21 protein-coding genes and 1 pseudogene are annotated in these 25,220 nt (G+C 43.0%); 2 read left to right on the top strand and 20 right to left on the bottom strand.

Annotated elements, in window-relative coordinates; all coding sequences use genetic code 11:
• The 18 genes and pseudogenes from ACQRBJ_RS05230 to dapA all read right to left on the bottom strand — a co-directional run.
• Positions 1 to 192: hypothetical protein (locus ACQRBJ_RS05230; protein WP_445303017.1), on the bottom strand; the 192-nt coding region annotated here is incomplete at its 3' end.
• Between the two features lie 57 nt (positions 193 to 249).
• The gene (locus ACQRBJ_RS05225) at positions 250 to 843 is read right to left on the bottom strand and encodes a hypothetical protein (protein ID WP_445303016.1); all 594 of its coding nucleotides are present in this window, start codon (positions 841 to 843) and stop codon (positions 250 to 252) included.
• Positions 844 to 857: 14 nt separating this feature from the next.
• Positions 858 to 2,546, bottom strand: coding sequence for a serine/threonine protein kinase (locus ACQRBJ_RS05220; protein ID WP_445303015.1), 1,689 nt, complete (start codon positions 2,544 to 2,546; stop codon positions 858 to 860).
• A gap of 144 nt (positions 2,547 to 2,690) precedes the next feature.
• Positions 2,691 to 4,196, bottom strand: coding sequence for a protein kinase domain-containing protein (locus tag ACQRBJ_RS05215; protein WP_445303014.1), 1,506 nt, complete (start codon positions 4,194 to 4,196; stop codon positions 2,691 to 2,693).
• Positions 4,197 to 4,209: 13 nt separating this feature from the next.
• Complete coding sequence (locus tag ACQRBJ_RS05210; RefSeq protein ID WP_445303013.1) at positions 4,210 to 5,352, bottom strand: PP2C family protein-serine/threonine phosphatase; 1,143 nt, start codon at positions 5,350 to 5,352, stop codon at positions 4,210 to 4,212.
• A gap of 8 nt (positions 5,353 to 5,360) precedes the next feature.
• A complete protein-coding gene (locus ACQRBJ_RS05205) occupies positions 5,361 to 5,972 on the bottom strand; it encodes an FHA domain-containing protein (RefSeq protein WP_445303012.1) in 612 nt (203 codons plus the stop codon).
• Between the two features lie 25 nt (positions 5,973 to 5,997).
• Positions 5,998 to 6,945, bottom strand: a complete 948-nt coding sequence (locus ACQRBJ_RS05200) for a hypothetical protein (RefSeq protein ID WP_427876747.1) — start codon at positions 6,943 to 6,945, stop codon at positions 5,998 to 6,000.
• Positions 6,946 to 7,050: 105 nt separating this feature from the next.
• Positions 7,051 to 7,740 (bottom strand): FHA domain-containing protein, encoded by a 690-nt coding sequence (locus ACQRBJ_RS05195; RefSeq protein ID WP_427876745.1) that lies wholly within the window; start codon positions 7,738 to 7,740, stop codon positions 7,051 to 7,053.
• A 21-nt stretch (positions 7,741 to 7,761) separates the two neighbouring features.
• The gene (locus ACQRBJ_RS05190) at positions 7,762 to 8,124 is read right to left on the bottom strand and encodes a LytTR family transcriptional regulator DNA-binding domain-containing protein (protein WP_228119568.1); all 363 of its coding nucleotides are present in this window, start codon (positions 8,122 to 8,124) and stop codon (positions 7,762 to 7,764) included.
• A gap of 508 nt (positions 8,125 to 8,632) precedes the next feature.
• Positions 8,633 to 9,049 (bottom strand): hypothetical protein, encoded by a 417-nt coding sequence (locus ACQRBJ_RS05185; RefSeq protein WP_445303011.1) that lies wholly within the window; start codon positions 9,047 to 9,049, stop codon positions 8,633 to 8,635.
• Between the two features lie 441 nt (positions 9,050 to 9,490).
• Positions 9,491 to 9,721 (bottom strand): hypothetical protein, encoded by a 231-nt coding sequence (locus ACQRBJ_RS05180; RefSeq protein WP_427876741.1) that lies wholly within the window; start codon positions 9,719 to 9,721, stop codon positions 9,491 to 9,493.
• A 129-nt stretch (positions 9,722 to 9,850) separates the two neighbouring features.
• The gene (locus ACQRBJ_RS05175; RefSeq protein WP_264949934.1) at positions 9,851 to 10,144 is read right to left on the bottom strand and encodes a hypothetical protein; all 294 of its coding nucleotides are present in this window, start codon (positions 10,142 to 10,144) and stop codon (positions 9,851 to 9,853) included.
• A gap of 77 nt (positions 10,145 to 10,221) precedes the next feature.
• Positions 10,222 to 11,578, bottom strand: a pseudogene (locus ACQRBJ_RS05170) (AAA family ATPase).
• A gap of 995 nt (positions 11,579 to 12,573) precedes the next feature.
• Entirely contained in the window at positions 12,574 to 14,739 is a 2,166-nt protein-coding gene (locus tag ACQRBJ_RS05165) for a family 20 glycosylhydrolase (RefSeq protein ID WP_445303010.1), read from the bottom strand.
• Positions 14,740 to 14,781: 42 nt separating this feature from the next.
• Positions 14,782 to 16,101, bottom strand: coding sequence for a YihY/virulence factor BrkB family protein (locus tag ACQRBJ_RS05160; RefSeq protein ID WP_297157634.1), 1,320 nt, complete (start codon positions 16,099 to 16,101; stop codon positions 14,782 to 14,784).
• Positions 16,102 to 16,204: 103 nt separating this feature from the next.
• Entirely contained in the window at positions 16,205 to 17,608 is a 1,404-nt protein-coding gene (uxaC, locus tag ACQRBJ_RS05155; protein WP_445303009.1) for a glucuronate isomerase, read from the bottom strand.
• Positions 17,609 to 17,788: 180 nt separating this feature from the next.
• On the bottom strand, positions 17,789 to 18,676 hold the full coding sequence (locus ACQRBJ_RS05150) for an AraC family transcriptional regulator (protein ID WP_264949929.1): 888 nt from the start codon (positions 18,674 to 18,676) through the stop codon (positions 17,789 to 17,791).
• A 125-nt stretch (positions 18,677 to 18,801) separates the two neighbouring features.
• Complete coding sequence (gene dapA, locus ACQRBJ_RS05145) at positions 18,802 to 19,689, bottom strand: 4-hydroxy-tetrahydrodipicolinate synthase (RefSeq protein WP_153122741.1); 888 nt, start codon at positions 19,687 to 19,689, stop codon at positions 18,802 to 18,804.
• Positions 19,690 to 19,910: 221 nt separating this feature from the next.
• On the opposite strand from dapA, the gene truA reads away from it, so the two are divergent.
• The gene (gene truA, locus ACQRBJ_RS05140; protein WP_445303008.1) at positions 19,911 to 20,651 is read left to right on the top strand and encodes a tRNA pseudouridine(38-40) synthase TruA; all 741 of its coding nucleotides are present in this window, start codon (positions 19,911 to 19,913) and stop codon (positions 20,649 to 20,651) included.
• 63 nt (positions 20,652 to 20,714) lie between these two features.
• On the top strand, positions 20,715 to 21,632 hold the full coding sequence (locus ACQRBJ_RS05135) for a DMT family transporter (protein WP_089542731.1): 918 nt from the start codon (positions 20,715 to 20,717) through the stop codon (positions 21,630 to 21,632).
• A 91-nt stretch (positions 21,633 to 21,723) separates the two neighbouring features.
• On the opposite strand, the gene ACQRBJ_RS05130 is transcribed toward ACQRBJ_RS05135, so the two are convergent.
• A complete protein-coding gene (locus ACQRBJ_RS05130; RefSeq protein WP_445303007.1) occupies positions 21,724 to 23,751 on the bottom strand; it encodes a M13 family metallopeptidase in 2,028 nt (675 codons plus the stop codon).
• Between the two features lie 12 nt (positions 23,752 to 23,763).
• The gene (locus ACQRBJ_RS05125; RefSeq protein ID WP_441932276.1) at positions 23,764 to 25,206 is read right to left on the bottom strand and encodes a sodium:solute symporter; all 1,443 of its coding nucleotides are present in this window, start codon (positions 25,204 to 25,206) and stop codon (positions 23,764 to 23,766) included.
• Positions 25,207 to 25,220 lie beyond the last annotated feature (14 nt).

Below are 25,220 nucleotides of genomic sequence, written 5' to 3'. Positions count from 1 at the left end.
TAATATACATTGCTTTGCATTTTCCAAAACATTCGAAATACAAGAACAAGTAACAATATTCTCTTCAGATATAGACACAAAGAGAGTATCTACATACTCTTCGTATCTAGTCATATTACGCCATACTGTATGGTTGACACGAGACTGCTCTTGGCAAACTTTAGCGATTTCTATAAAATTCACTTTTTCCATAAACAATAATCTTATTAGAAACTTATTATCAAAAATGGCTTTCAAACCTCTTATGCCTCATCCTATCGTTTTTACTAGACGTATTGGCAGTTTGTAACCAGAGAACATATTTTCAGAACCTATATTCAAACTATTCAGTGTAATATTAGCACAATTGTTATAGAAATATTCTTTATTATTCAACCAAAAGAAAATTTCACTTGTTCTTGTAAGGCTATCTGTAGTTTCATAAATCCCAGTTTTTTCAAATGTAATTTTATTTCCATTTGGACCAAGACAAATTGCCCACTCATGCCAATGGTAAAAACCACTTTCGGTCCAATTCTTTTCTGACTTTTGGTCCCATTTACATTCATCCATCAATTCCTTAAATTGCTCGTACGTTGGAATTTCATAATCAGCGCCGTTCTCCTGAGCTACATAAATTGCCTTGTCGTTATCATCTTTAACATAATCTGAAGACCATAATGTTCCACTCGGAAGTCCCAAGTCGACAAACTCCGAACCTACCGAAACAGAATCTTTGACAACCTTATTATAACCATCTTGATAGCCAGCATTGTAACCCGCTAGATAAGCATCAGCAACAACTTTGTTTAACGCATCGGTTACTTTACCCTCAACGTATTCTTGAACTTTATCTTTTTCCATCTTAAATTTAAAAACTACAAATCAAAGTAATACCATTCATAACTATACTCGTTGTCAGCAGCACTCGAGCCATATTGCTTTACCTGTGCTTCACAATATTCAATAGTTTTACCTTTAAACTTAGCTGAATTACAATTCATTACAAAATTAAAGGCATCTTGCTTTATATCATAATTAAATATTTGTGTTCCTGACAATACACCTGTAGCACCTATGCTATGGCTATCATCGTAAGCTATAAACCAAATTTTTCCTTTATAGAGCTTTACAGCCAAGACACTAGACAATTGGTGTTCTTCACCATCTTGCCAACTTATGTTTGAAATTGAATAATTATATTTCTCTGACACTAAAGATACACTTGATTCACTTTCTACAAGTTTCCAAGTTTCATCATTAAAATTACCTATATCAGTAACTTTAGAAGAAGAATAATCTATAGAATTTAAATAATTTTGACTACCAGTTTCTGCTATAATAGTATCAACTCCTGGTTCATACACAACAGAATCAGAATCCGCAGATGCTTCAACACTATTTATGTCAGAAGCAGTTCTATTTCCGCCACATCCTCGTGTCATAATTGCGATTGCACAAACTACAGCTATCACAAGAATTATTATAATATTCCTATTCTTACTTGAAGAATCATCGTCTAAGTATTCTTCTTCCGGTTCCAGTTTATCCCCATTTGTTTCTGCAGTTTCTATTTTACCAGCCCATACAGTTTCTTCATCATCATTAACTGGATTAACATAAGATTGATATGGACTAAACGCTTTTGTTCCTTCATTGTTAGAAGTAGCAACAGAAGGCTGTTGCAAGATACGTCTTATTTCTCCAACATTTTTCGGTCTCTTCAATCTATTCACTTGCATCATCCAAACTACCAACGTCTTCATTTCCTCAGAGACATTAGGCATCGGGAGGGCGAGATGCTTGTCCTCTGTCTCGTCTTCAGAAAGGTCAGAAACAGATGGTGGGTCTTGGTTGGTGAGTAACTTATACATGGTAGCACCAAGGGCATAGAAGTCTGTCCATGGACCGAACTTATCATAGCTCTGCGCCATTTGTTCACTTGGGGCATAACCATTCGTATAACTGATTCCTGTGCTTATCGTGGCACCACCTACCATACTCTGCTGCTTACTTGCACCAAAGTCTATCAACTTGACTACATCATGACTATCCACCATAATATTGGCTGGCTTGATGTCAAGATGGAACATACCTTCGTTATGGATTGCCTCAAGACCATCCAAAATCTGATTCAAGTAATTGCGAACCTCAGACTCTGCCAAAGGTGCATTGGTACGCTTCAAACGTACAGATAGATTTTCCCCATCCACATAATCCATCACATAATATGCAGTACCATTCTCCTCGAAAAGGTCATAGACCTTGACAATATGAGGATTACTGAGACTACGGAGACGGCGAGCTTCTTTCTTGAACTTCTCTCGCTGTTGCTCAAAGCTATTGGTATTCTCGGCATTGCTTACACTAATAGTAGTGCTATTACCATCACGCTGGCACACTCCTTTTACAAAGAACTCTTTGATGGCATAAGTCTCATCAAACTCAATGTTCTTTGCTAAATAGGTGTTGCCGAAACCACCTGAAGCCAAATAGCTTTCTATCTTGTAAGTTCCGTGTAGGATGGTTCCTACACGGAGCATATTCAACTCATTAATTGCACTCATTTTCTCAACATTTTAACAGTTTTCACCCAATTAGAATCGCCATACTTTGCAGCTAACACTGTATAGTAATTGGCTTACATTATCATCTTTTTTTGCGTTTTTTCTATTCTTTCTTGTTTTTACTTTTTTATTTATTAAGCTTTCTTAATTTGGCTCTGAGTAATAAGTGGTAGTGTCTGCAACTGCAGTTTCTGAATCATACTCATCTGTTCCTAAAGAATAATCTTGCACATTTGCATCTTGCTTTTTAGAACCTCTCGTACCCAAAAACATAAATAATACAATAATAGCTATAATTATCCCAAAGGTTCTAAAGAAAAAGGAATTTGTCTTAAAAAGTTTATGAGCCTTTGTATTATTATACAACCCATACTCATTATCATATTCTTGTGGAGTTGCAAATAGCAAGTAAATATTATAGAAAGGAATCAACTGCCAATATCCCGATCTACCAGAATCATGGCATCGCCTTGCTCCCAAAGCCAGTAATGCCCAAGAGCTGAAAATCTGTAATATCCACATCATTACCGTAGGAGGTTGTTGGCTAGCATTCCCTGCCGCCAAGTCCACACATCCCCACAGGAAACCAAATAAGATAGCAATAAGCATAATCCCCAAATAAGATACAATATAGTGGAATCGTCCTATTCGCCCTTTAAAGGAGAACAGTTGAAAAACATTTCTATCATACGTTTCCCAATCACTCTTATCTATATCAGATTCCTCTGAGTCAAAAGGTTCTGATACGGTCTCCTCCTGATTAGAAGATAAGAAATGCAATATATCTCCAACACTTTGAGGGCGTTGATTCCTATTTACTTGCATCATCCATACCACCAATTTCTTCATTTCCTCAGAGACATTAGGCATAGGGAGGGCAAGATGCTTGTCCTCTGTCTCGTCTTCAGAAAGGTCAGAAACTGATGGTGGGTCTTGGTTGGCGAGTAACTTATACATGGTTGCACCAAGGGCATAGAAGTCTGTCCATGGTCCGAACTTATCATCGCTCTGCGCCATCTGCTCTTTAGGAGCATAGCCATTCGTATAACTGATGCCCGTGCTCATTGTGGCACCACCAACCGTACTCTGCTGCTTACTTGCACCAAAGTCTATCAACTTGACCACATCATGACTATCCACCATAATATTGGCTGGCTTGATGTCAAGATGAAACATACCTTCGTCATGGATTGCCTCAAGTCCATCCAATATCTGATTCAAGTAATTGCGAACCTCAGACTCTGCCAAAGGTGCATTGGTACGCTTCAAACGTGCAGATAGATTTTCTCCATCCACATAATCCATCACATAATATGCAGTACCATTCTCCTCGAAAAGGTCATAGACCTTGACAATATGAGGATTGTTGAGACTACGGAGACGGCGAGCTTCTTTCTTGAACTTCTCTCGCTGTTGCTCAAAGCTATTGGTATTCTCGGCATTACTTACACTAATGGTAGTGCTATTACCATCACGCTGGCACACTCCTTTTACAAAGAACTCTTTGATGACATAAGTCTCATCAAACTCAATGTTCTTTGCTAAATAGGTGTTGCCGAAACCACCAGATGATAAGTAGCTTTCTATCTTGTAAGTTCCGTGTAGGATGGTTCCTACTTGGAGCATATTTTGATTATTTAGTTCGTCCATTTTTTATTGTATCTTACTTTATTGAATCTGGTTTTGTTGTATCTGTCTTTGACTCTTGCTGGCTATTAAACTCTTTCACGGTCATCATAGAATCTTCATGAAGAGAATCAAGCAAAGCAGCCTCTGCTTGATGCTTGCTATAGTAGCCATATCCAAACATTCCTACAACAGCCAACACCACTATTGCCATGAAAGCAACAAACAGGAATTTCTTTCTTTTCTGCTTATTCTCCATCGCAACAATCACACTATCAGGAACAGGCGGTGGTGTACCAGCAGGCTTAACGATTTCAACATCAAGAGAAGTGCTCACCTCTTCCACAACAGGCTTGATATTCAAAGCATTGCATTTCGCCGTAGGCTCTTCATTCACAAGGCTCACATCAGCCTCTTCATGATTCACCTCTTTGATATGTACAATATAAGCAGAATGATTATCTTTATTATCTGAGGTTTCTGAAATCAGCATCTGTCGCTTCTCTTCATCACGAACATTCGCAGAGAAGACATCCAACAGTTCCCCATCCTCCATCTGTTCCAACATGCCGTCAGAACAAATATAGAAGTAATCACCTGGCTGAATATCAGAAATATGGATAACATCTGGTTTTGGATGACTTCTATCTCCAGCAATCATCGCACGGGTGATGACATTTTTCTGTGGAAATGTCTTCATCTCCTCATAGGTCAACTCACCAGCCTGATAAAGATCAAACACCAGGGAATGGTCACGACTCTTATATAATATGGTATGCGAAGATGGGCGGAGATGGTATATTCTACTATCTCCAATGTGGGCTGCCGTACATCCATTACTGTGAAAATACAGCAAAGTTAAAGTTGTTCCCATCTGACGGGTATCTCCCGCAATAGCCAGTTTATCCAGTTCTTCGTAGGCATACGCCAAAGCATCAGACAGCAACTTATCTTCCAAGCCTTCAGAAGCAACTGCATGCTGCAACAAAAACGAAGAAAGACTTTTGCAAACACTTTGGCTTGCCACCTCACCATGCTCATGTCCACCCATACCATCACAGAGCAAAAACAAACGGTCATCCTCCGTTGCTTTGCCCTCTATTGGATAGATGCTATCTTCCTGGTTCGCCCTCTTACCCAACTCATGGATAGCTAAAGGCTGATATATCTTGATTCTCATTGTTAGCTTTATTTTTGATGATAAACAACGGTTGTGTTACCCATCTTGATGATACTTCCTTCTGTCAAGACGAGCTGGTCACCCTCGTTCAATAATTGTCCATTCACATAACTGGCATTTTTATTATGGTAGTTAGACACCACCACCCTAACCTTATCCGTAGAAGCCTTAATTACCTGGATGGCAAGATGCTGACGGCTCATATATCTATCATCAGTAGCTATCTGTACAGTTGCCTGCGAAGTAGTAGCCTTGCGGCCTATTACATTGTTGCCGAACCCTAACGGATACTTCTGACCACCATAGAGCAAATAACCAGGAGTAACCTCTTCTTTCTTGCCTGCAAGGATTGTTTCATCAGATTGAGAAGGAGAAGAGGAATACCCCACGTAACGAGTTTCTCCATTATCTCGATTCACATACTGAGTCTCACCATTGCTGTTACCAACATATTCTGTTTCCCCAGAAGATTGCGGAGTTGCAGCATGTTGCTGTGAGAACATCACTCTCAGCTGAGCTTTACATTGAGGACAAGTAATCATCTTAACCGCTTCGTTTTGAGAATTTCTCACGTCAAGCAACACACCGCAACTCGGACATTTGATTCTTTTAGTTTCCATTGCCACCATCTATTTTAATCAATGTTTATGCCATCTGAATATCCGCATCAGACATATAGTCTGGCATATCAGGAGCAACATCAGGATTCTCCAAGGATGCAGTTTGGAGATTTGTGTCAGCAGAATCATCAACTCCGGCATCAGCGAAATCACTACCACTTGGAGTAATCACTTGTCCTGTATGCAAATCAACTGCTTCACCAACGTCAATACTTCCATTGCCATTGGCATCACAAATCGCAACATCAGGATTTCCATCTTGATCAAAATCTACCACACTCACTTCCTGACCATCCACGTCGAAAACACCAACTGTAGCCATGGAGCCATCAGCAAGCTGAACTTCACCCGCATTAACCAAATGAACATCTGCATTTTGGTCATCAGCCACCTGCACATCACTTGCCTGATGCAAATTTGCATCATTGTGAGCAACAGATACATCCTGGTCTGCATGAGAAGAATGAGATACCACAGCAACATCTTCAGTTTGATGAGGAGCAGCATTCATTTCTTCTGCACGTACTTCTGGCTTAACAGCCTCAGCATAGTCGTTCTTTTCTGCATCTGTCATGTTGTTCCACTCATCCTCGGTATAAGTACTATAGATATTACCATGCCAATGGAAAGCACCACCAGGACCAACTTCGGCTCTAGCGGCATCGAATGCCTCCTTAAAGCTCTGCTCATCATGACTCTCAGCTACCTTGATAGAGGCATTATCATTAGCTGCAGCAGCATCTTGCGATGGATTCTCCCCTTCCGGTTTTGTATCGGGAGTTTCTTCCGTACCTGCAGCAAAGGCATCTGTGGCATACATAGCACTTGCACCTAACAAGATACCAGCAGCACCACCTACCGCTACTTTCTTCCAAGTTGCTTTATCAGCAGCGTTCTTAGTTTTATCTTTACTTTCCTGTCTTACTTCAGGATGTGTATTATCGAAATACAATGTTTCTTCATTCTGTGCCATAATCATACTTTTAAAATTATAACTGGTGCAAATATAGTGAAATAATAAATAGATAGGTGCTAATTCTGTGCTCATTACACAAAACCTATCTTCTATTGTACAAAATCACTTTTTAATTTTAGCCTTGCAATAAGGACAAGCCTCATTCTGCATTAAAACTCCATAAGACAGAAAGCCCAGGAAGTGATGACAATGAGGACAAACATAATGCTGCTGAAACTCTTCAGTCAACTGCTTCTGCCTTAACGGTCCCTTAGAAGAATCCTTATATGCTTTTACAGTAAAGCCTACAGAAATCAAAATACCTAAGAGATACAAACCTATATAAAGAGGAGTCTCTCTAAATTCTGGGAAAATGATACTCAAAGCGATGGCTCCCATAGTAATCAAACCAGTAATGCCACGAAGAGAATTAAACTTGCGGTCAGCAATTTGCTGATCAAGTTTATGCTCATCATATTCTTCCCAAACACGCTGCAATGGACGAAAATCTACCATTTGAGGAACAAAACTCTTTATCCAATCCCAACTAACCAAAAATTTGCTTGGACCAAGTTCTATTTTATCCTTTTCCATGATAGTCTTTGCCATTATTTCCACTCCATTGACAAAAGTAACGTTCTGAGGTTTTAGATTCGTAATTCTATAAGAACCATCTGGATTAATGGTCAAACTACAGTGTTGACGGCTCACAGTCATAGGAACACTTCCAGCAACCCCAAAAGTCTTGGATTGCTGCCCCATCGTTATTCTCAATTGAGATGTACTAGCATCACGTCCAATGATTAATTCCATAAAATTCTTTGCTTGATTAGTTTATTTTTTAGTTATGAGTAAATCCTTCATTTGCTTCAAGGCTTCCTTAGAAATACCTAAAGCAAAAGCAAAATGCTCATAATCGGATAATATCAACTGTTGCTTTTGCGTATTGACCTGATAGATGTAGCCTGTGTTGATGATAAAACGCTTACCCACTCGCATAAAAATACTCTTGCAATCTACAAGATGCTCGGCCAAATACTTCTCCATCTGAGTCAAATTCAGACAAACAACAGCCTTCAGCTTGTTAATAGTAACAATCTGTGTATAATTGCCATCTCCTTCGAAATAAACAATTTTGGAAACATCTAATCTTAAGAGTTCCGTCTTTGTATTGAATACGATAAATTGACTATCCATATTTATCATTTACTTCGCTGACTTGTTCCCAGAAGTAGCTATCGGTCATTAAGTTTTCAATGAAAAAGCGTGGGACTATTGCTTATTACCGGATAGAGGTTGTGGAAGGACCCGTCAGCAAGTAATAATGCAATAGCCCACGCCATAGAGTATATTAACATCTTCTTCCATAGAGAAAAAGATACAATAATCCTTAGACGTGAGCATCATTGCCTATTTATCGTTAGCAGACTTTGAAACTTCCACATTTCTATCGCAAGATAACGTTCAATACGCTCATTCACTAGAGCCTTCATCGTGCCCGTTCTTTTCCGTTCACTCATAACTCTATTGCAAAAGTAAGAAATCTTTTTAATACCGCCAAACTTTTCCTCTATTATTTCTTCCAACAGGCTTACTTTTATGAAATTTCCACCAAAAAAGCATTGAAGTTTGCCACTGCTGAAAAAGATAATGCTTCCACATTTCCTATCCATGACAACCTCAATGCCTATATCCTTAAACGGCTTTACAAATTAAAGTACACTTTACCGAAAGGCGCCGTGTTCGCCTTCCACTCAAAATTATTGGCTACAACCTCTCCGTCTAGGTTTCTAACCACCTTGCTAACGAGTGCATGTGTTCTCAACAAACTATCCAAAGGACCACCATAATAACCAACAACTGTCAATGATCTGCGTCCACCACTATACGTTTCTCTCACACGAATCTTGACTCTCACAACTTGATAGTTCTTAATATAATAAGCACCAACATCAGTATATTCCTCCGTAGGCTGAGGCATCTGCGGCATCTCCAAACCAAATGATGGCACAGAATATTGCTGGGCAGGTGGATTTGTATATACTGGCTTATACTCTACAAACTGAGCATTTACACTCATTACACTTAGCATCATGGCTAAAATCAACATTACCTTCTTCATACCTTATTATATATTAAAGGGTTATACTTCATGTTCCTCGTTCCACGATTCTTTCTTTTCTATCGCTTCCCGATTACGATTGCAAAAGTAAGAAGATTATTTCTATCAGCCAAATATCTAAACCTACCTTGTATGAAATGCCGTTTTCAATGTACCAAATGACAAAGAGGAGACGTCATAAGTCTAAATTACAGTTGGTGCATAACAGTTGACCTACGCATGCACATCACCTGTTGTGCAAGCGCATATCAGCTGCTATGCAAGCGCACAACAGCTGTTGTGCGACCGGAGATACTAACTAACTCAAAAACATATACTATCTTTTCTAACAACTTATACTATGTCTTCAAACAACATATCAGTAACTTTCCAACAAACAAAAAAGGGTGAATCATTTACTTATGACACACCCTCTTTGCTAAATCAGACACACAATTGATCTTATCTTATAATATTATACTCAAACTCATAATCCCCATTCTTCAGCCATTCGGGAACATCTTCCCCATTTTCCATAAGGCCTTCAACATGAAACTCCAGACTTTCCTTTGCTTCTTTTTGCAAAGCTTCAAAGGTTGGTGCTGTAAAAACCACCGCTCCTGGTACATTACTACCAAGAGAACCGCCATAATTTCTGTCGCACCACGCAACGTCAACAATAATCTTTTCCATCATGTACTACTTTAGATTTTCCAAATCTCCCCCACAATACATCATAGCTAGACCCGCTCCGTACCAACTCCGTACCCTCTCCGTACCAACTCCGTATGATGGCTTGGATTGAAAAACAGGTTTAAAATACTATGTCCAGAACTCTTCTTCGCCAGAAGGCAGCATCCTGCCCCCGCATTTGGGGCATGTATGCATATCCCACTTGTGAATCCTGTCAGAACCGCATCTTAGACAGAGTCTTCCCACTAGAGAATTGAAGCTAGGTGCAGCATCACCTATCACTCCACCCACCACAAGAGGTACTATGTTCCTGCAGTCTGCACAAGACATGGCTTCAATATGCTGCCCCATGAAACCACGTCCCTCATATATTACGGTCTCGTACCCACATTCCTGGCATCTGAAAATCTTCTTTTTTGACATAATCCATCTCCTTCTTTATCTATTTTTATATTTTCAGAGTGCAATATTACACAAAGGCAGTATTCGTTTGCGATAACCTATTCCACCTTCCACCCATCAATGGTTCCCGTCTTCGATGAGAAGTTGCAGCCTATCTGATAAATCTTTCTGCCATCTGCTGCATATTCCCTGGCATAGCCCATATCCTCTATCTGCTTCAGGGCTTCTTCAGCCGAACCATCTCGCTTGAATTCGAAGATGTAGATATAGTTCGGAGTCTCTACCACACAATCTACCCTACCTTCGCTTTGCTGCTTTGACCAGCGTCAAGAATCCGCTTCGCACTTCATCATTCGGAAAATCCAGGAGATAGGAATCGGTATCCATATTCCAATCTTTAATGGTGAGATAACCGCTCTGATAAATCATTGGCAACGGTGCTTCCACATCTGCCTTGTAGTCGATAAAACTACTCGTAGGATAAAACCTGTTGACCATCTCATTGATGTTCTCATCAAAATGAGACAACAAGCGAACAAGATAGGTTGGCGAACCGGTGCGGAACCAATAATCTGCCAGGATCTTCTTGCTCAGCGCATTCAAGATACTGAAAGGATTATAGATATCAAGCATATTAGGACTGAAGTGATAACCATCAAACTTCCTCTTCAGTTTGTATTTCATTCCTTCCTCTGTGGTCTTATATCTCACAGCCATCGCTTTGATTTGCTCATCAAAGGTAGAATACAATTCCTCTTCCGTAATACCACAAAGTGCCTCGTAATGCTCGTCCATACTGATGTCGTTAGGCTGATTGAAACCACTGAACACGCTTACCTGCGAAAACTTGGTGACACCCGTGAGCAAGACAAACTGCAGATTAGCATCGGCAGCCTTGAAGACACTATAGAAACCTTTCAAAACCTCACGATTCCAATCTTCCAACAACCGTTCTTCACCCTTTATTGATGTTTTGATTTGTGTATCAAGCACATCCAATATTGGCTTATCATACTCATCAATTAAAACCACGGCACGAAGTCCTGTTTTCTCATGAGCAGCTTTCAAAACATATTCAAAACGACCTCCTAAGGAATCCCGGAAAGGACTTTTACCATATATCATCTCTTGCGATGCAACAAAGTTTTCTAATATGACCTCAAGTTCTCCAGGATTAGTAAAGTTATTACCATTGAAGTCGAGATGAAACACAGGATATTGCTTCCACTCCTTCTCCAACTTATCAATAGCAAGCCCCTTGAACAACTCCTTTTTTCCCTCGAAATAGTATTTCAAGGTAGATACGAGCAACGACTTTCCGAATCGTCTAGGACGACACAGTAAGTATATTTTACCATTTTGCACCAAATCATAAACGAGATCTGTTTTATCAAGATAAACATATCCACCCTCTATGATTTTTTCGAAGTCCTGTATTCCGATAGGATATTTCATATTGCTGCCTTTTTAAATTCTTTCGGCAAAGATACAAAAAATAATGATACGAGCAAAGGAATAGCCCGAAAAAATAACGAGATGCAAATTCCGACGTATTTTTATTTTTTATGAGGGAACTATTTTTTGAAAGGCAAAACGTTTTTTACCCTTCACCAAAACGCCGTATACTTCTGTATAATAGCCATTTCTTCCACTGACATAAATAAATACATGACGTAGTAATAATATGTGCCTTGGGATGGCAAAAAATTGCCCCACTAAGAGTTCTCAACTTGCTGACACTGGTATCATAGTATAGCAAGTACCCGGACAAGACTGACATATTTGGCATGACAAGCCAAATCCCCTTGACGTACATCAAGGCATCAGACCATGCTGCTTGATATGCGTCAAAAAATGCCCTTCTTTCATCATTTTGTCACGACTTTGTGGCAGGAATTCAAAAAAAAGGCACTACCTTTGCACCAGCAAAAGAGAGATTGTAATAAGGATAATGTAAAAAAGGAGACCCGGAAACGAGGCTCCATTAAAGAACGAAAGGAAACAAATTATGATGACAACAGTAATGATTCTCGCAGTAGTAGCAATCATGATTGCTCAGGCTGTACATGTTAACAACAAGATTGAGAAGGGTCTTAGATAAGGCCACTTCAGGTAAAAAGAAAGATTGGCTGCAATGCCACAGTATTAATTTAAAAAAGAAAGGATAACGATTATGAAAACAATGTTTAAGAACATCAAGAAGGCCTTGAAGGCTATTCTTGCAGATTACATGAACGCTATGGAAATGTATGGCGAGGCTTTGAACAGAAGCCGTGGTTGTGCTTGCGCATAAGGGATTCAACCCCGAATGCAACAGCATTCTTAAGAGAAAGCAAACGAAGTAATTACGTTTATAATAATAAAAAAAGCGTGTGAGTAGCAATACTTACACGCTTTTTCTTTTATTATATGGTATCAATCTGATAATCGTCTGATTCTTTCCTGGATGTTTACCATTCCATAGAGAAGGTGATGCCTCTTCGCATCATATCCTTTGCCGTAGGCTTCAATCGGGTGAGGAATCCTTCCCAGGAGCGATTCTTCTGAAGACTCCATCCGGCTTCTGCCAAAGCCAATGCACGTGGATAAGCCTGATAAAAGATGCGCTCAGGAGAATTGATACACTCACTCCACAAGGTTCCGGCTACACCAAAGAGGTTGTTCTTTTCAAACTCCTCTCCCATTCCCCATGCAGGATCAAGATCGTAGGCTGCCTTCAAGGAAGTAACCGGCATTCCCCAGTTTACCTCAGGCATGTCGCCCTTGGCCATCGGATAGTCGAAATAGCAATGTTCACCTGGACAAAGCAAGATGCGGGCATTGTTCTCCACCGCTGCCACCAATGCTTCCTTGGTGAGACCTGCACGCCATGCAAAGGTAACGCAACCTGGCTGAATCTTCTTGAAATCGGTCTCATACCAGAACATCGGAGTCTTATGATATTGGGTACGAAGAAGATCTATCACACGGTCGAAGAGATAGCCCTGCAGCTTCCAGTTCTCAGAACGGTCGGTAGTAGTAATACCGAGTTTCTTCTTCAATGCCTGACACTTAGGACAGTTGGTCCAGCAATCGAGGGCAGGATTACCAGCCTCGTCACCACCCAGATGAATGTATTCAGAAGGAAAGACATCGGCAAGCTCCTTGAATACATTTCCAAGAAACTCGTAAGTGAATTCATTACCGGCACAAAGCAATTCGTCAGATACACCGCAAGTAGTACGGATAGGCTTTCTTACTCCCTGGCAGGTCAATTCCGGATATACGCTGATAGCAGCCACCTCATGACCCGGCATCTCAATCTCAGGTACCACCTGGATATGATACTTGGCACAATATGCTACAAAGTCGCGCATCTGCTCCTGTGTATAATATCCCTTGATAGGCATCAGCATATCGTCCATACCCCATCGGCTGCTAGCCTCAGCGGTAAGACGAGGATATTTCTTGATTTCGATAGTCCATGCCTGATCATCCACCAAGTGAAGATGAAGCATATTGAGCTTATAGCGAGCCATCTCAGGAACGAAAGCCTTCAACTCTTCGTATGGGATAAAGATACGGCAAGGGTCCACCATCAACTCTCTTACATGAGTGCGTGGCTGGTCTTTCAAAGCCAGCTGTGGGATGGCATCGCAACCCACCTTAGATGCATTGCCACGAAGCAACTGGTCGAAAGTCATCAATCCGTAGAAGACACCAGCTGCAGTCTTTCCCTTGATGACCACACCTTTCTGCTGTACTTCCAGGGTATAAGCCTCAGCATCGGTAAGAGTAGGATCAATGGCAAGGGTCATCGTCAGCTGTGCTCCCTTCTGCTGAGCATTTCTCTCCTTGAGGATTCTGTCAGCATGTTCACGCTCATTAGCCAGACCTTCATCTGCCACAATCTTCCAGTTTCCCGTCACCTGCAACGGTGCAGCCTTTGCCTTCACCTTCAGATCCATCGGTACAGGAATCAGGCAAGCTTCAGGATTGCATACTTCCCTAGCCTGTTTCACTTCTCCGAAGAAAGCCTTCCAGCCTTGTGCCTTGCGGTAAGCCTTCTCGCTGCCTCTTGGCATGACCAGTTTCACGCCTCGCATGTTCACGCCCGAAAAAGCCGTAGCAGCAGCCTTTGGTGGAATATGGGAATTTACCCTGATGACCTGTACACCCTCAAGATTGGCAAAAGAGAACTCTCCTATCTCCGGTGTGCCTTCGATTGTGATGTTTTTCAGAGACTTGCAACCGGAAAAGGCTGCAGCCCCCACCTTCTTTACAGACTTGGGAATCACCACTTCCTGCAGGTTATCGCAGGCAAAGAAAGCCTGAGTACCTATCTCCTGCAACTGATTTGGCAAGATGATATGCTGCAGATGATGACGGGAATGGAATGCATTCTTAGGAAGAACAGGACAGGTTGCCTCGCTCAGGTCCAAATTTCTCAACTGCCAGCAGAGATCACGAAGCTGGCGGAAATCTGAATTTTTCGTAGTTGTCAAGGTTCCGGTCAACTTTAGATTAATAGCTGCAGATTTCTTCTCGGCATTCAGGTCTTTCATGTTGGCAATGGTTTGTGCCGACATGGAAGAAGCCAAGAGAGCAACAACTGCCAATGAAATAAATTTTCTCATACTCTAATGGTTTTAAAGGTTTATAATAATTTGAATATTTTTCTAGATGAAAGCTATTTTCTTGCCATTCTCCACGAAATCAAGATTAACGACATCGATATTCTTCCACAATACCCAGTCGCTTTCCAGCTCTGCCAGTCCGGCAATATCTTCGCCATAGTTGAAGAGTCGCTCTATCATTGTTCCGTATGTTAGATGATCTATCTTCTCTATCGGATGCAGGATGACCGATTCTTCGAAACAGCCTTTCTTCTCACTCCGAATCTCTACCAGCAACTTCGCCTGCAAGAGTTCTCTTACAGCCTGATTGACTATCTGCTGCGGAATCTCTGTCAAGTCATGAATCTCCTTAGGCGTATAAGCCTGTTCACCCTCATTGAAGCGCTTGCATACCAAATGCATCACCATGCCACAAACCCGGATGCGCTGTGACAATTTCAGATGGTCGTAACTGAGATCGCCATCGTAATAATGAATGTTCTGATTGGTATGACAGAGCAAAGCGCCAAAGACCACGATAGCCCAGGATATCTGAAGCCACAACAGAAAAAGCGGAATGGCTGCCAGCGAACCGTAGATGACATTATAGCTGGAAAGAAATACCTGCAGATAGATGTAGCCATACTGCAAGGCTGTCATGCAGATACCCGCCAGGAATGAAGGCACCAGAGTACTGCGGACCCGGATATAGGTATTCGGAATGACATAATAGCAGAATACGAAGAACAGGAACATCGGAACAAATGCCGCCAGATGGAGGATAAACGAAGGAATCGTATCCCCGATATCGGCTATCTTGTCGACATTATCCACCATATTCACTATCCATACGTTGATGCTCGAAGCAAAGAGAATCATCAGTCCCAGACCGAAAAGGATGGTAGGATATTCTGTAACAATCTGCTTCCACGAACGCTCGCCCGTATGCCAGATATCATCAAAGGTAAGCTCTATCTTCTGCATCAGAGAAACGATGGTATAGAGAAACATCACGATACCCGTACCGATGATATAGTTGCTCTGCGTGTTCTCAATATAATTATGTACGAAGTCAACGATAGTCTTGGCAACAACCGGTTGTGCCTCGAAGGTGGTAGACAGCCATGACTCCAGCAATGACGCATAGCCGAAGCCTCGGGCAATAACAAACATCATCGCCATAAAAGGTATCAAAGCCATGAAGGAGGCGAAAGTCAATGCAGCTACATCCCTTGCCCACATATCCTTTACATAGAAGATGCGACCGGCAAGCATACCCATCTTGATCCAAGACTTCATTCTGCCCCGGAAATCCTTGATATTAGAAGAATTAAACTCTCTAATATCTTCGTAGAATCCTAGTATTCTGTCTATTACCCCCATATTCTGAAGTTTTACTCCGTTATCAAGCAACAAATCCCTCCACAACATCATCTCATGATGCCGTGAAGGGATTTGTCTTAGTATAATTGCTTAAGCTCTATGATTAATAGAACTTGAAGTAGTTGCGAGCGTTGTTGTAAGAGATGTCCTCTACCATGCGAGAGAGGCTCTCCATGTCGTTAGGAAGCAAGCCCTTCTCTACATCATTGCCGAGGAGGTTGCAGAGCAAACGACGGAAGTACTCGTGACGTGGGTAGCTGAGGAATGAACGTGAGTCGGTCAACATACCTACGAAACGGCTCAAGAGACCCAATACTGAGAGAGCGTTCATCTGACGGGTCATACCATCGAGCTGATCGTTGAACCACCAGCCTGAACCGAACTGAATCTTGCCTGGGCAAGAACCATCCTGGAAGTTACCGAGCATAGTAGCGATAACCTCATTGGCGCATGGGTTCAAAGTATAGAGGATTGTACGTGTCAACTTGCCTTCCATGTTCAATTCATTGAGGAAGCTGCTCATAGCCTTAGCTGTAGTGAACTCACCGATAGAGTCGAAACCAGTATCAGCACCGAGCTTATTGTACATCAATGTATTGTTGTCGCGGATAGCACCATAGTGGTACTGCTGAGTCCAGTCGGCAGCGTGATCCATCTCTGCGCAAACCTTGAGGAATGCATGCTTGTACTGACGGATTTCGAGTGCAGAAAGCTGCTGGCCACGCATAGCCTTAGCAAAGATAGTCTCAATCTGAGAATCTGTGTATGGCTCATCGTAGAACTCCTCAATACCGTGGTCGCTCAACTTACAGCCGTTCTCTGTGAAGAAGTCGTGACGCTTCTGCAAAGCATCAACCATATCCTGGAATGTAGTGAGATCTACACCTGCCACCTCACCGAGCTTGTTCATATAGTCAGCGAAGTCTGGCTTCTCGATGTTCATTGCCTTGTCAGGACGCCAAGCAGGAATCATCTTGATTTCGAAACCGCTCTCACGTGTCTGCTTGTGGTAACGGAGATCATCGATTGGGTCGTCTGTAGTACAAACGCACTCTACGTTATAGTGACGCATCAAGCCGCGAGCGCTGAACTCTGGCAGCTGCAACTTCTCGTTACACTCGTCATAGATTTCACGGGCAGTCTTAGGACTCAACTGCTTGTCGATACCGAAAGCTGTCTTCAGCTCCAAGTGGGTCCAGTGATACAGAGGGTTACGGAATGTATATGGTACAGTCTCAGCCCATTTCTCGAACTTCTCCCAGTCGCTGGTATCAGTACCTGTGCAGAAACGCTCGTCTACACCATTGGTACGCATAGCACGCCACTTATAGTGGTCACCACCGAGCCAAAGCTCTGTAATGCTCATGAACTTGTGATCATTAGCAACCATCTCAGGGATGAGGTGGCAGTGATAATCGATGATTGGCATCTTAGCCGCATGATTGTGGAAAAGGTCCTGCGCTGTCTTTGTGTCGAGCAGGAAATTTTCATCCATAAATTGCTTCATAACTGTATAGTAGTTTTTAAATGTTTATTTATTACTATTAATTATGACGCAAAGATACAATAAATATTGGAATAGCAAATCGTTTAAGCGAAATATTTTTGATTATTTCACTTAAACGATTACGTTATCTTATGAATTTGAAGTTTTTAAAGTTGAAAAATAAAATTTCAAAGTTCCATATTATACGATGATTCTTGTCTTATGATAGTTCTCACGGAACTCACTTGGCGAGCATCCCTTCTTTTTCTTGAATATCCGGTTGAAATTGCTGAGGTTATTAAACCCGCAGTCAAATCCGATTTCACTGATACTTTTAGCTGTATCCACCAGCATGCGTGCCGCATAGCCGAGACGAAGGTCGATGATATACTCAGAAATGTTCCTGCCCGTATGAAGTTTGAAGAAACGGCTGAATGCACTCGAACTCATGCCCGCCAAAGAAGCAAGCTGAGGCAGGCGGAGATCATCCATATAATTCTTAGAGATATAATTCTTCACCTTTAATATACGGCGACTGTCGTCCTCAACGGCTACCTTAGCATAACTGGAAGAAGCCAAGGTACGGGCATTCTCGCACTTAGACAATTCATAGAGGATGGTCAGGAATTGCTGGACGGCATAAAATCCATCCTTGATGCTACTCAATGTATCAAGCAGTCCATACACTTTCATGATTGCCTTTATCGGAAAACAAAGGCCTTTCTTAGCCTCCTGCATCATACGGGTAATGCTGGCATAAGGATTTCTTCCGAAAAGGGTTTCATCTGCCATACTGAAGTCAAACTGAATGGTAATCTCACGAATGTCCTCACTTCGGCATTCGTTCTGCTCCCATACATGCTCCAGGTCAGGAGAGGTGATAAGACAGAGATCATAATCGCCTATAACCTCCTGTGAATCGCCCACAATACGTTTCACACCGGCCGCATTCTCTACAAAATTAAGTTCGAATACCGAATGGTTGTGTATCGGATAGGTAAACTCTTTCTTGTGACGGTCAGCAATATATAGTACGTCCTTACCCATCAAAGGGGTAATTTCATGTATGATTCTTCTGTCTTCTGCCATAATGTTATAGTGATTAATGAGTAGTGAGTAGTGATTGAAGAGTAATGAATAATGATTAGTGATCATCATGCGCATACAATAATCACTAATCAATATTCACTAATCAATAATCACTAATCAATATATTAAATATTCAATGTTCTAAGGATTTCGCTCATCTTCTGCTTGGTTGCGATACGTGTAGGTACCAGAGGCAGACGGAGTTCGTTCTCAATGAAGCCCATATCATTCAGCAGAGCCTTAACACCTGCAGGGTTACCATCCACAAAGAGCAGACTGTACAACTCTGTGAAAGAGTGATGAATCTTGCGTGCAGGCTCGTATTCACCGCGGAATTCCAGACGAATCATACGGCTGAATGCCTTTGGCAGTGCATTACCGATTACAGAGATAACACCAGCAGCACCACTTGCTATCATAGAGAAGGTAAGCGCATCATCACCACTGATAACTTCAAAGTTATCCGGCTTGTTCTTGATAATCTCATCTACCTGCTCCAGGCTGCCACTAGCTTCCTTCACTGCTACTACATTAGGGAAATCGCGCGCAATGCGACAAGTGGTCTCAGGCTTCATGTTAATACCTGTACGACCAGGAACATTATAGAGTACGATAGGCAGTGGACTAACCTGAGCAATTGCCTTGAAATGCTGATACAAGCCTTCCTGAGATGGCTTGTTGTAATAAGGACAAATACTGAGGATGCCATCAATGCCACTCCAGTCTGTGTTCTTGATTTCATCCACGACAGCAGCAGTATTGTTGCCGCCACAATATTTCAAAATCTTGACGCGCCCCTTGTTCACGTCTTTCACCAATTCAGTAATCTTGTCTTTCTCTTCCTGGGTCAGGCATGGAGCCTCACCAGTAGTGGCAAGGATGCAAAGAAAGTCTGCACCATTGTCAATTTGGAACTCTACCAATCTCTTGAGAGACTGATAATCAACCGATCCGTCGGCCTTAAATGGAGTAATGAGGGCAATACCTAAGCCCTTAAAAATATTCTGTGCCATAATCTATTTAACAAAATCGTTGGCAAAAGTACACAATTATTGTCAAAATGCAAAATAAAATCAGAATTTTCTTTCAAGATTGTATCATTTTTGAAAATATTCTGTATTATTATACCATATTTCACGTTTTTTTAGTAACTTTGCACCCGAATTAAGCGAAAAACGAAGGGCAAACCAAGCTCTATGTTCGAAGCTCAAAGTAAAACAGTTCAAAGTTAATAATGAGATATTTTATATTCTTTGGTTACGACGGAACCAACTATCACGGCTGGCAGATTCAGCCTAATGCCAATTCGGTACAGCAGGAGTTGCAGCGTGCACTCTCCATACTTCTGAGAAAAGAGATAGAAGTAGTGGGAGCCGGAAGAACCGACACAGGAGTACATGCCCGCAACATGGCGGCTCACTTCGAAGCTGAGATTACGATGGAACTCGACCAACTGGTATATCGTCTGAACCGAATTCTGCCACGTGACATCGCAGTATACGAAGTACAGGAGGTTAATCCTGAGATGCACGCCCGCTTCTCTGCCACCTCGCGTACCTATCATTTTTATATCCACACAAAAAAGGACCCATTCGAGCGTCACTATTCCCTGCAGATGAACTATCCTCTCGACTTCAAGAAGATGAACGAGGCTGCACAGCATTTTCTGCAACACGAAGACTATGCTGCTTTCTGCAAGGCGGGCGGTGACAACAAGACCACCATCTGTCATGTAACGACAGCCCGCTGGGTTCAGACCTCTCCCACTACCTGGTATTTCGAAATCACCGCCAACCGTTTCCTGAGAAACATGGTGAGAGCCGTGGTGGGTACCCTCATCGATGTGGGCAGGGGAAAGATTACGATGGAGCAGTTCCTCGACATCCTGCACAATGGCAGCCGCAGCGATGCGGGCGAAAGCATGCCAGGCAATGCCCTGTTCCTGGAAGACGTGGGATATGATTTCAAAGAATAAATGATTAGAAACACAAGGGCGCGAGCCTCAATAAACATTAAATAATAAACATTAAACACTACTATGTGGTTAGTATTAGCATTTCTCTCAGCAGCGCTGCTGGGATTCTATGATGCCTTCAAGAAGAAGGCACTTTCAGGTAACGCAGTAATTCCCGTGCTCTTCTTGAACACGCTTTTCTCATCACTCATCTTCCTGCCGTTCATCATCTTGAGCTATACAGGAAATTCGCTGGATGGAACCATGTTCCATGTAGCCGAAGGCGGATGGGAAGTTCACAAGTATATCGTGCTCAAGAGTTTCATCGTATTGAGCAGTTGGATCTTCGGTTATTTCGGCATGAAGCATCTGCCACTCACCATCGTGGGGCCTATCAATGCCACCCGTCCGGTAATGACACTCGTGGGTGCCCTGCTGGTTTACGGCGAGGTACTCAACCTCTACCAGTGGATTGGTGTCATTCTTGCCATCATCTCCTTTGCCATGCTTTCGCGCAGCGGAAAGAAGGAGGGCATCGACTTCAAGCACAACAAGTGGATTTACTTCATCGTTCTGGCTGCCGTACTCGGTGCGGTGAGTGGTCTATACGATAAGTATCTGATGGCTCCACCCGAGAATGGTGGTGTAGGATTGGATAGAATGATCGTGCAGAGCTGGTACAACATCTACCAGTGCTTCCTCATGGGAGCCATGCTCCTGATGATATGGTGGCCTACCAAGAAGAACTCCACCCCATTCCATTGGCATTGGAGCATCATCTTCATCAGCATCTTCCTTTCGGCTGCTGATTTCGTATATTTCTACGCATTGAGCTTGCCAGGAGCCATGATCAGTATCGTCAGCATGATCCGCCGCGGTTCGGTCATCGTCAGCTTCCTCTTCGGTGCAGCCATCTTCCACGAGAAGAACCTCAAGGCTAAGTTTGTTGACCTTCTTCTCGTTCTGCTCGGAATGCTGTTCCTCTATTTCGGAACAAAGTAATCTGCATAGCATACGAAACTTTCTGCAAAGAAAGCAACAAGCATAAAAAAAGTCTTGCAAGCCAATGTGCCTGCAAGACTTTTTTATGTTTTTACCAGATATGTGCACGCTTGTTCTTTGGAACAAAGAGCTTGTCGCCCTTCTTGATGTTGAATGCCTTGTACCATGCATCCACCATTGGGAGGGCACCGTTCACACGAGCCTCGTTTGGAGAGTGAACATCCACGGTCATCAGATACTGCAGGTACTCAGGACGGGCATTGCCTGCCCATACACGTGCCCATGCCAGGAAGAAGCGCTGTTCTGGAGTAAATCCATCCTTCACACCCAACTTCTCTGTCTTCATCACATTCTGAAGAGCACGGAAAGCGATGTTCAAACCACCATTGTCACCGATGTTCTCACCCAGGGTCATCTGGCCGTTTACCTTCTTGCCAGCCAACTCAATCTTGTTGAAATGGTCAACCAGAATCTTGGTGCGAGCCTCAAAGTTCTTCTTATCTGCAGCGGTCCACCAGTTGTGCTGGTTACCAGTCTTATCAAACTGGCTACCCTGGTCGTCAAAACCGTGGCTCATCTCATGACCGATTACACCACCGATACCGCCATAGTTCATCGCATCATCTGCTGTTGGATCGAAGAAAGGAGGCTGCAGGATAGCTGCAGGGAAGCAGATCTCGTTGGTAGTTGGATTGTAATAAGCATTGATAGTCTGAGGAGTCATTCCCCACTCTGTCTTATCTACCGGCTTGTTCACCTTACGGGCAATGGCATCCTTGGTAAAGAACTCAGAGATGTTTGCCATATTCTCGTAGAGAGAGAGGCTGTCATCTACCTGCAAACCGCTATAATCCTTCCACTTGTCAGGATAACCGATCTTGATGATGAAGTTCTCCAACTTATCCTTAGCCTGTGCCTTGGTAGCAGCACTCATCCATGTAGCCTCATCGATGCGCTGAGAAAGCGCAGTCTGGAGATTGTGAACGAGGTCGAGCATACGCTTCTTGCTGCTTTCAGGGAAGTACTTCTCTACGTAGATCTTTCCGATAGCCTCACCCAAAACACCGCTCACGGTACTTACAGCACGCTTCCAGCGAGGACGGTCCTGCTGAACACCGCTCATTACCTTGCTCAACTGGAAGGATACGGCACGGAAATCATCGCTCAACACACTGGTAGCACCAGAAATCACCTTAATCTCTGCGTATGTCTTCAAATCATCCAGAGAGGTCTCTGCGAGAATCTTCTCAACCTCGTGGATTGGCTCAGGCTGACCTACACAAACTTCCTTGAAAGCAGGGAAACCGGATGCCAGGAACACGTTGCCCCAGTCGATGCCAGGATAATCGAGCACGAGCTGATTGTAGGTCATCTTGTGATAGTTCTTGTCGATGTCGCGGAGCTGTACCTGGCTATAGCTTGCCTTAGCGATGCGGGTCTCGATGGCCATCACAGCCTCCATCTTCTTCTGGGCTGTAGCCTCGTCGTTGCCCACCATCTGGAAGAGCTTCTTCATATAAGCCTTGTATGCATCACGGATCTTCTTGGTCTGCTCGTCATCGTTTACATAGTAATCACGTACACCAAGACCAATACCGCCCTGTCCTACCTCAACGAGGTTGTTGGCGGCATCACGAAGGTCGGCACCAACACCGATACCATACATCATGGTACCCTCGCCACGGAAATCGAGCTGAGCTGTTACCAACTGATACTCTCTACGGTCCTTGATGGCAGCGATACGGTCGAGAGTTGGCTTGATAGGTGCCCATCCCTCCTTGTTCAGGCGAACGCTGTCCATACGGAGGTTGTAGAGCGAACCAATCTTTTGTTCGAGCGAACCCTTCTGCTGTGGCTTGGAAGCATATTCAAGGATGATGTCCTGAATGCGCTTCTGATTCTGCTCAAAGAGGTCTGTAAAAGCACCATTATCAGTATGCTCAGCATCAAGCGGATTGTTCTTCATCCAGTTGCCTGCGGCATAACGATAGAAATCCTTTCCTGGCTTGATGCTCAAGTCCATATTGGCCTTGTCAATACCAGAGCCCAACTTATCCTGCTGGGCAAAAGCTGTTGTTGCACTGAGCAACAATGCAGCGAATAACACTTTTGTTTTCATTGTTTATAATGTTTATAGTTTATGTTTCATATTGAATTGGCTTGCACTACTCAAGGCTAGACCGGCGAAGGTCAAGCCACCGTTCAGCATCAAGAGTTCGTAACCAAACTTATAACCTGTAAGCTGTGATGTCATGTTATCGATGACGAAACAGATAAGCGGACTGGCTATGCAAATCCATGGTGACCACCGGTCGTTCACCTGTCGCCTGGTAAGCAAACTGAAGGCAAACAATCCCAACAATGGTCCATAGGTATACGAGCAGAGAATGTAGATGGCATCAATAACGCTGGTAGAGTTGATGGCCTTGAAGGCAATGATGAACAGCATGAACACCACCGCAACCAACAAGTGCATACACTTGCGGAGCTTCACATCATCCTTCCTGCCCAGGATATCAACACAAAGACTCGTGGTTATAGCAGTCAGTGCAGAGTCGGCACTGGAGAAACTGGCAGCAACAATACCAATGGTAAAGAGCACAACCACCAAGGTTCCCATCGCTCCTGATGCCGCAAAGATCGGCAGCAGATCATCAGGAGCAGATGGCAAAGCCACTCCCTGTTTCTGAGCCAGCATCATCAGCAGTACACCCAGACTCAAGAAAAGCAGATTGGCTGGCACAAAGGCAAAGCCGTAGGTACAAACATCTTTCTGTGCCTCTCGAAGCGACTTGCAGGTAAGATTCTTCTGCATCATGTCCTGATCTAATCCTGTCATCACAATCACCACAAACACACCACTGAGAAATTGTTTCCAGAAGTTCTGCTTCGATACCCAATCATCAAAGACAAAGATGCGGGAATGACTATCTTGAACAATTGCCGAAACAGCCTCAGAAGGCGTCATGCCTAAGGCAGCCATCACCTGATAGATAATCAGGATGAGCGCCGCAAACATACAGGTGGTCTGGAAGGAATCCGTCCACACCAGAGTCTTGATGCCACCCTTTCGGGTATAGAGCCAGATGAGCATCACCATCACAGGCACCGTTATCCAGAACGGAACACCCACCCCATCGAGCACAAACCGCTGCAACAAGATACAGACCACAAAGAAGCGAACTGCGGCTCCAGTCATCTTAGACAAGAGGAAGAATGAAGCTCCCGTCTTATATGAGCGCTCACCCAACCGCTGCTGCAAGTAGCTATAAATGGTAGTGAGATTATACCGATAATAGATAGGCAGCAAAAGGAAACCTACGGCAAAATAACCCACGATAAATCCAAGACACATCTGAAGATAGGTCATATCGGTCTTCATCACCATGCCCGGCACACTGACAAAGGTAATACCCGAGATGGAAGCACCCACCATACCGAAGGCTACCATATACCAAGGCGAACGTCGGTTAGCTCTATAAAACGTTTCATTACTGCTGGCACGTCTTGCCGTGATGTGACTGAAAAGCAACAACACGCAGAAATATGCCAAAATTGTGATGATAATAATCATTTCTTTCTCTCTTT

It is taken from the genome of Prevotella sp. SGI.167, from assembly GCF_050313615.1.
In the GTDB taxonomy this organism is placed as follows: Bacteria; Bacteroidota; Bacteroidia; order Bacteroidales; family Bacteroidaceae; genus Prevotella.
The sequence above is the reverse complement of the archived record's forward strand: the minus strand, read 5'-3'. Positions and strand labels throughout refer to the sequence as shown.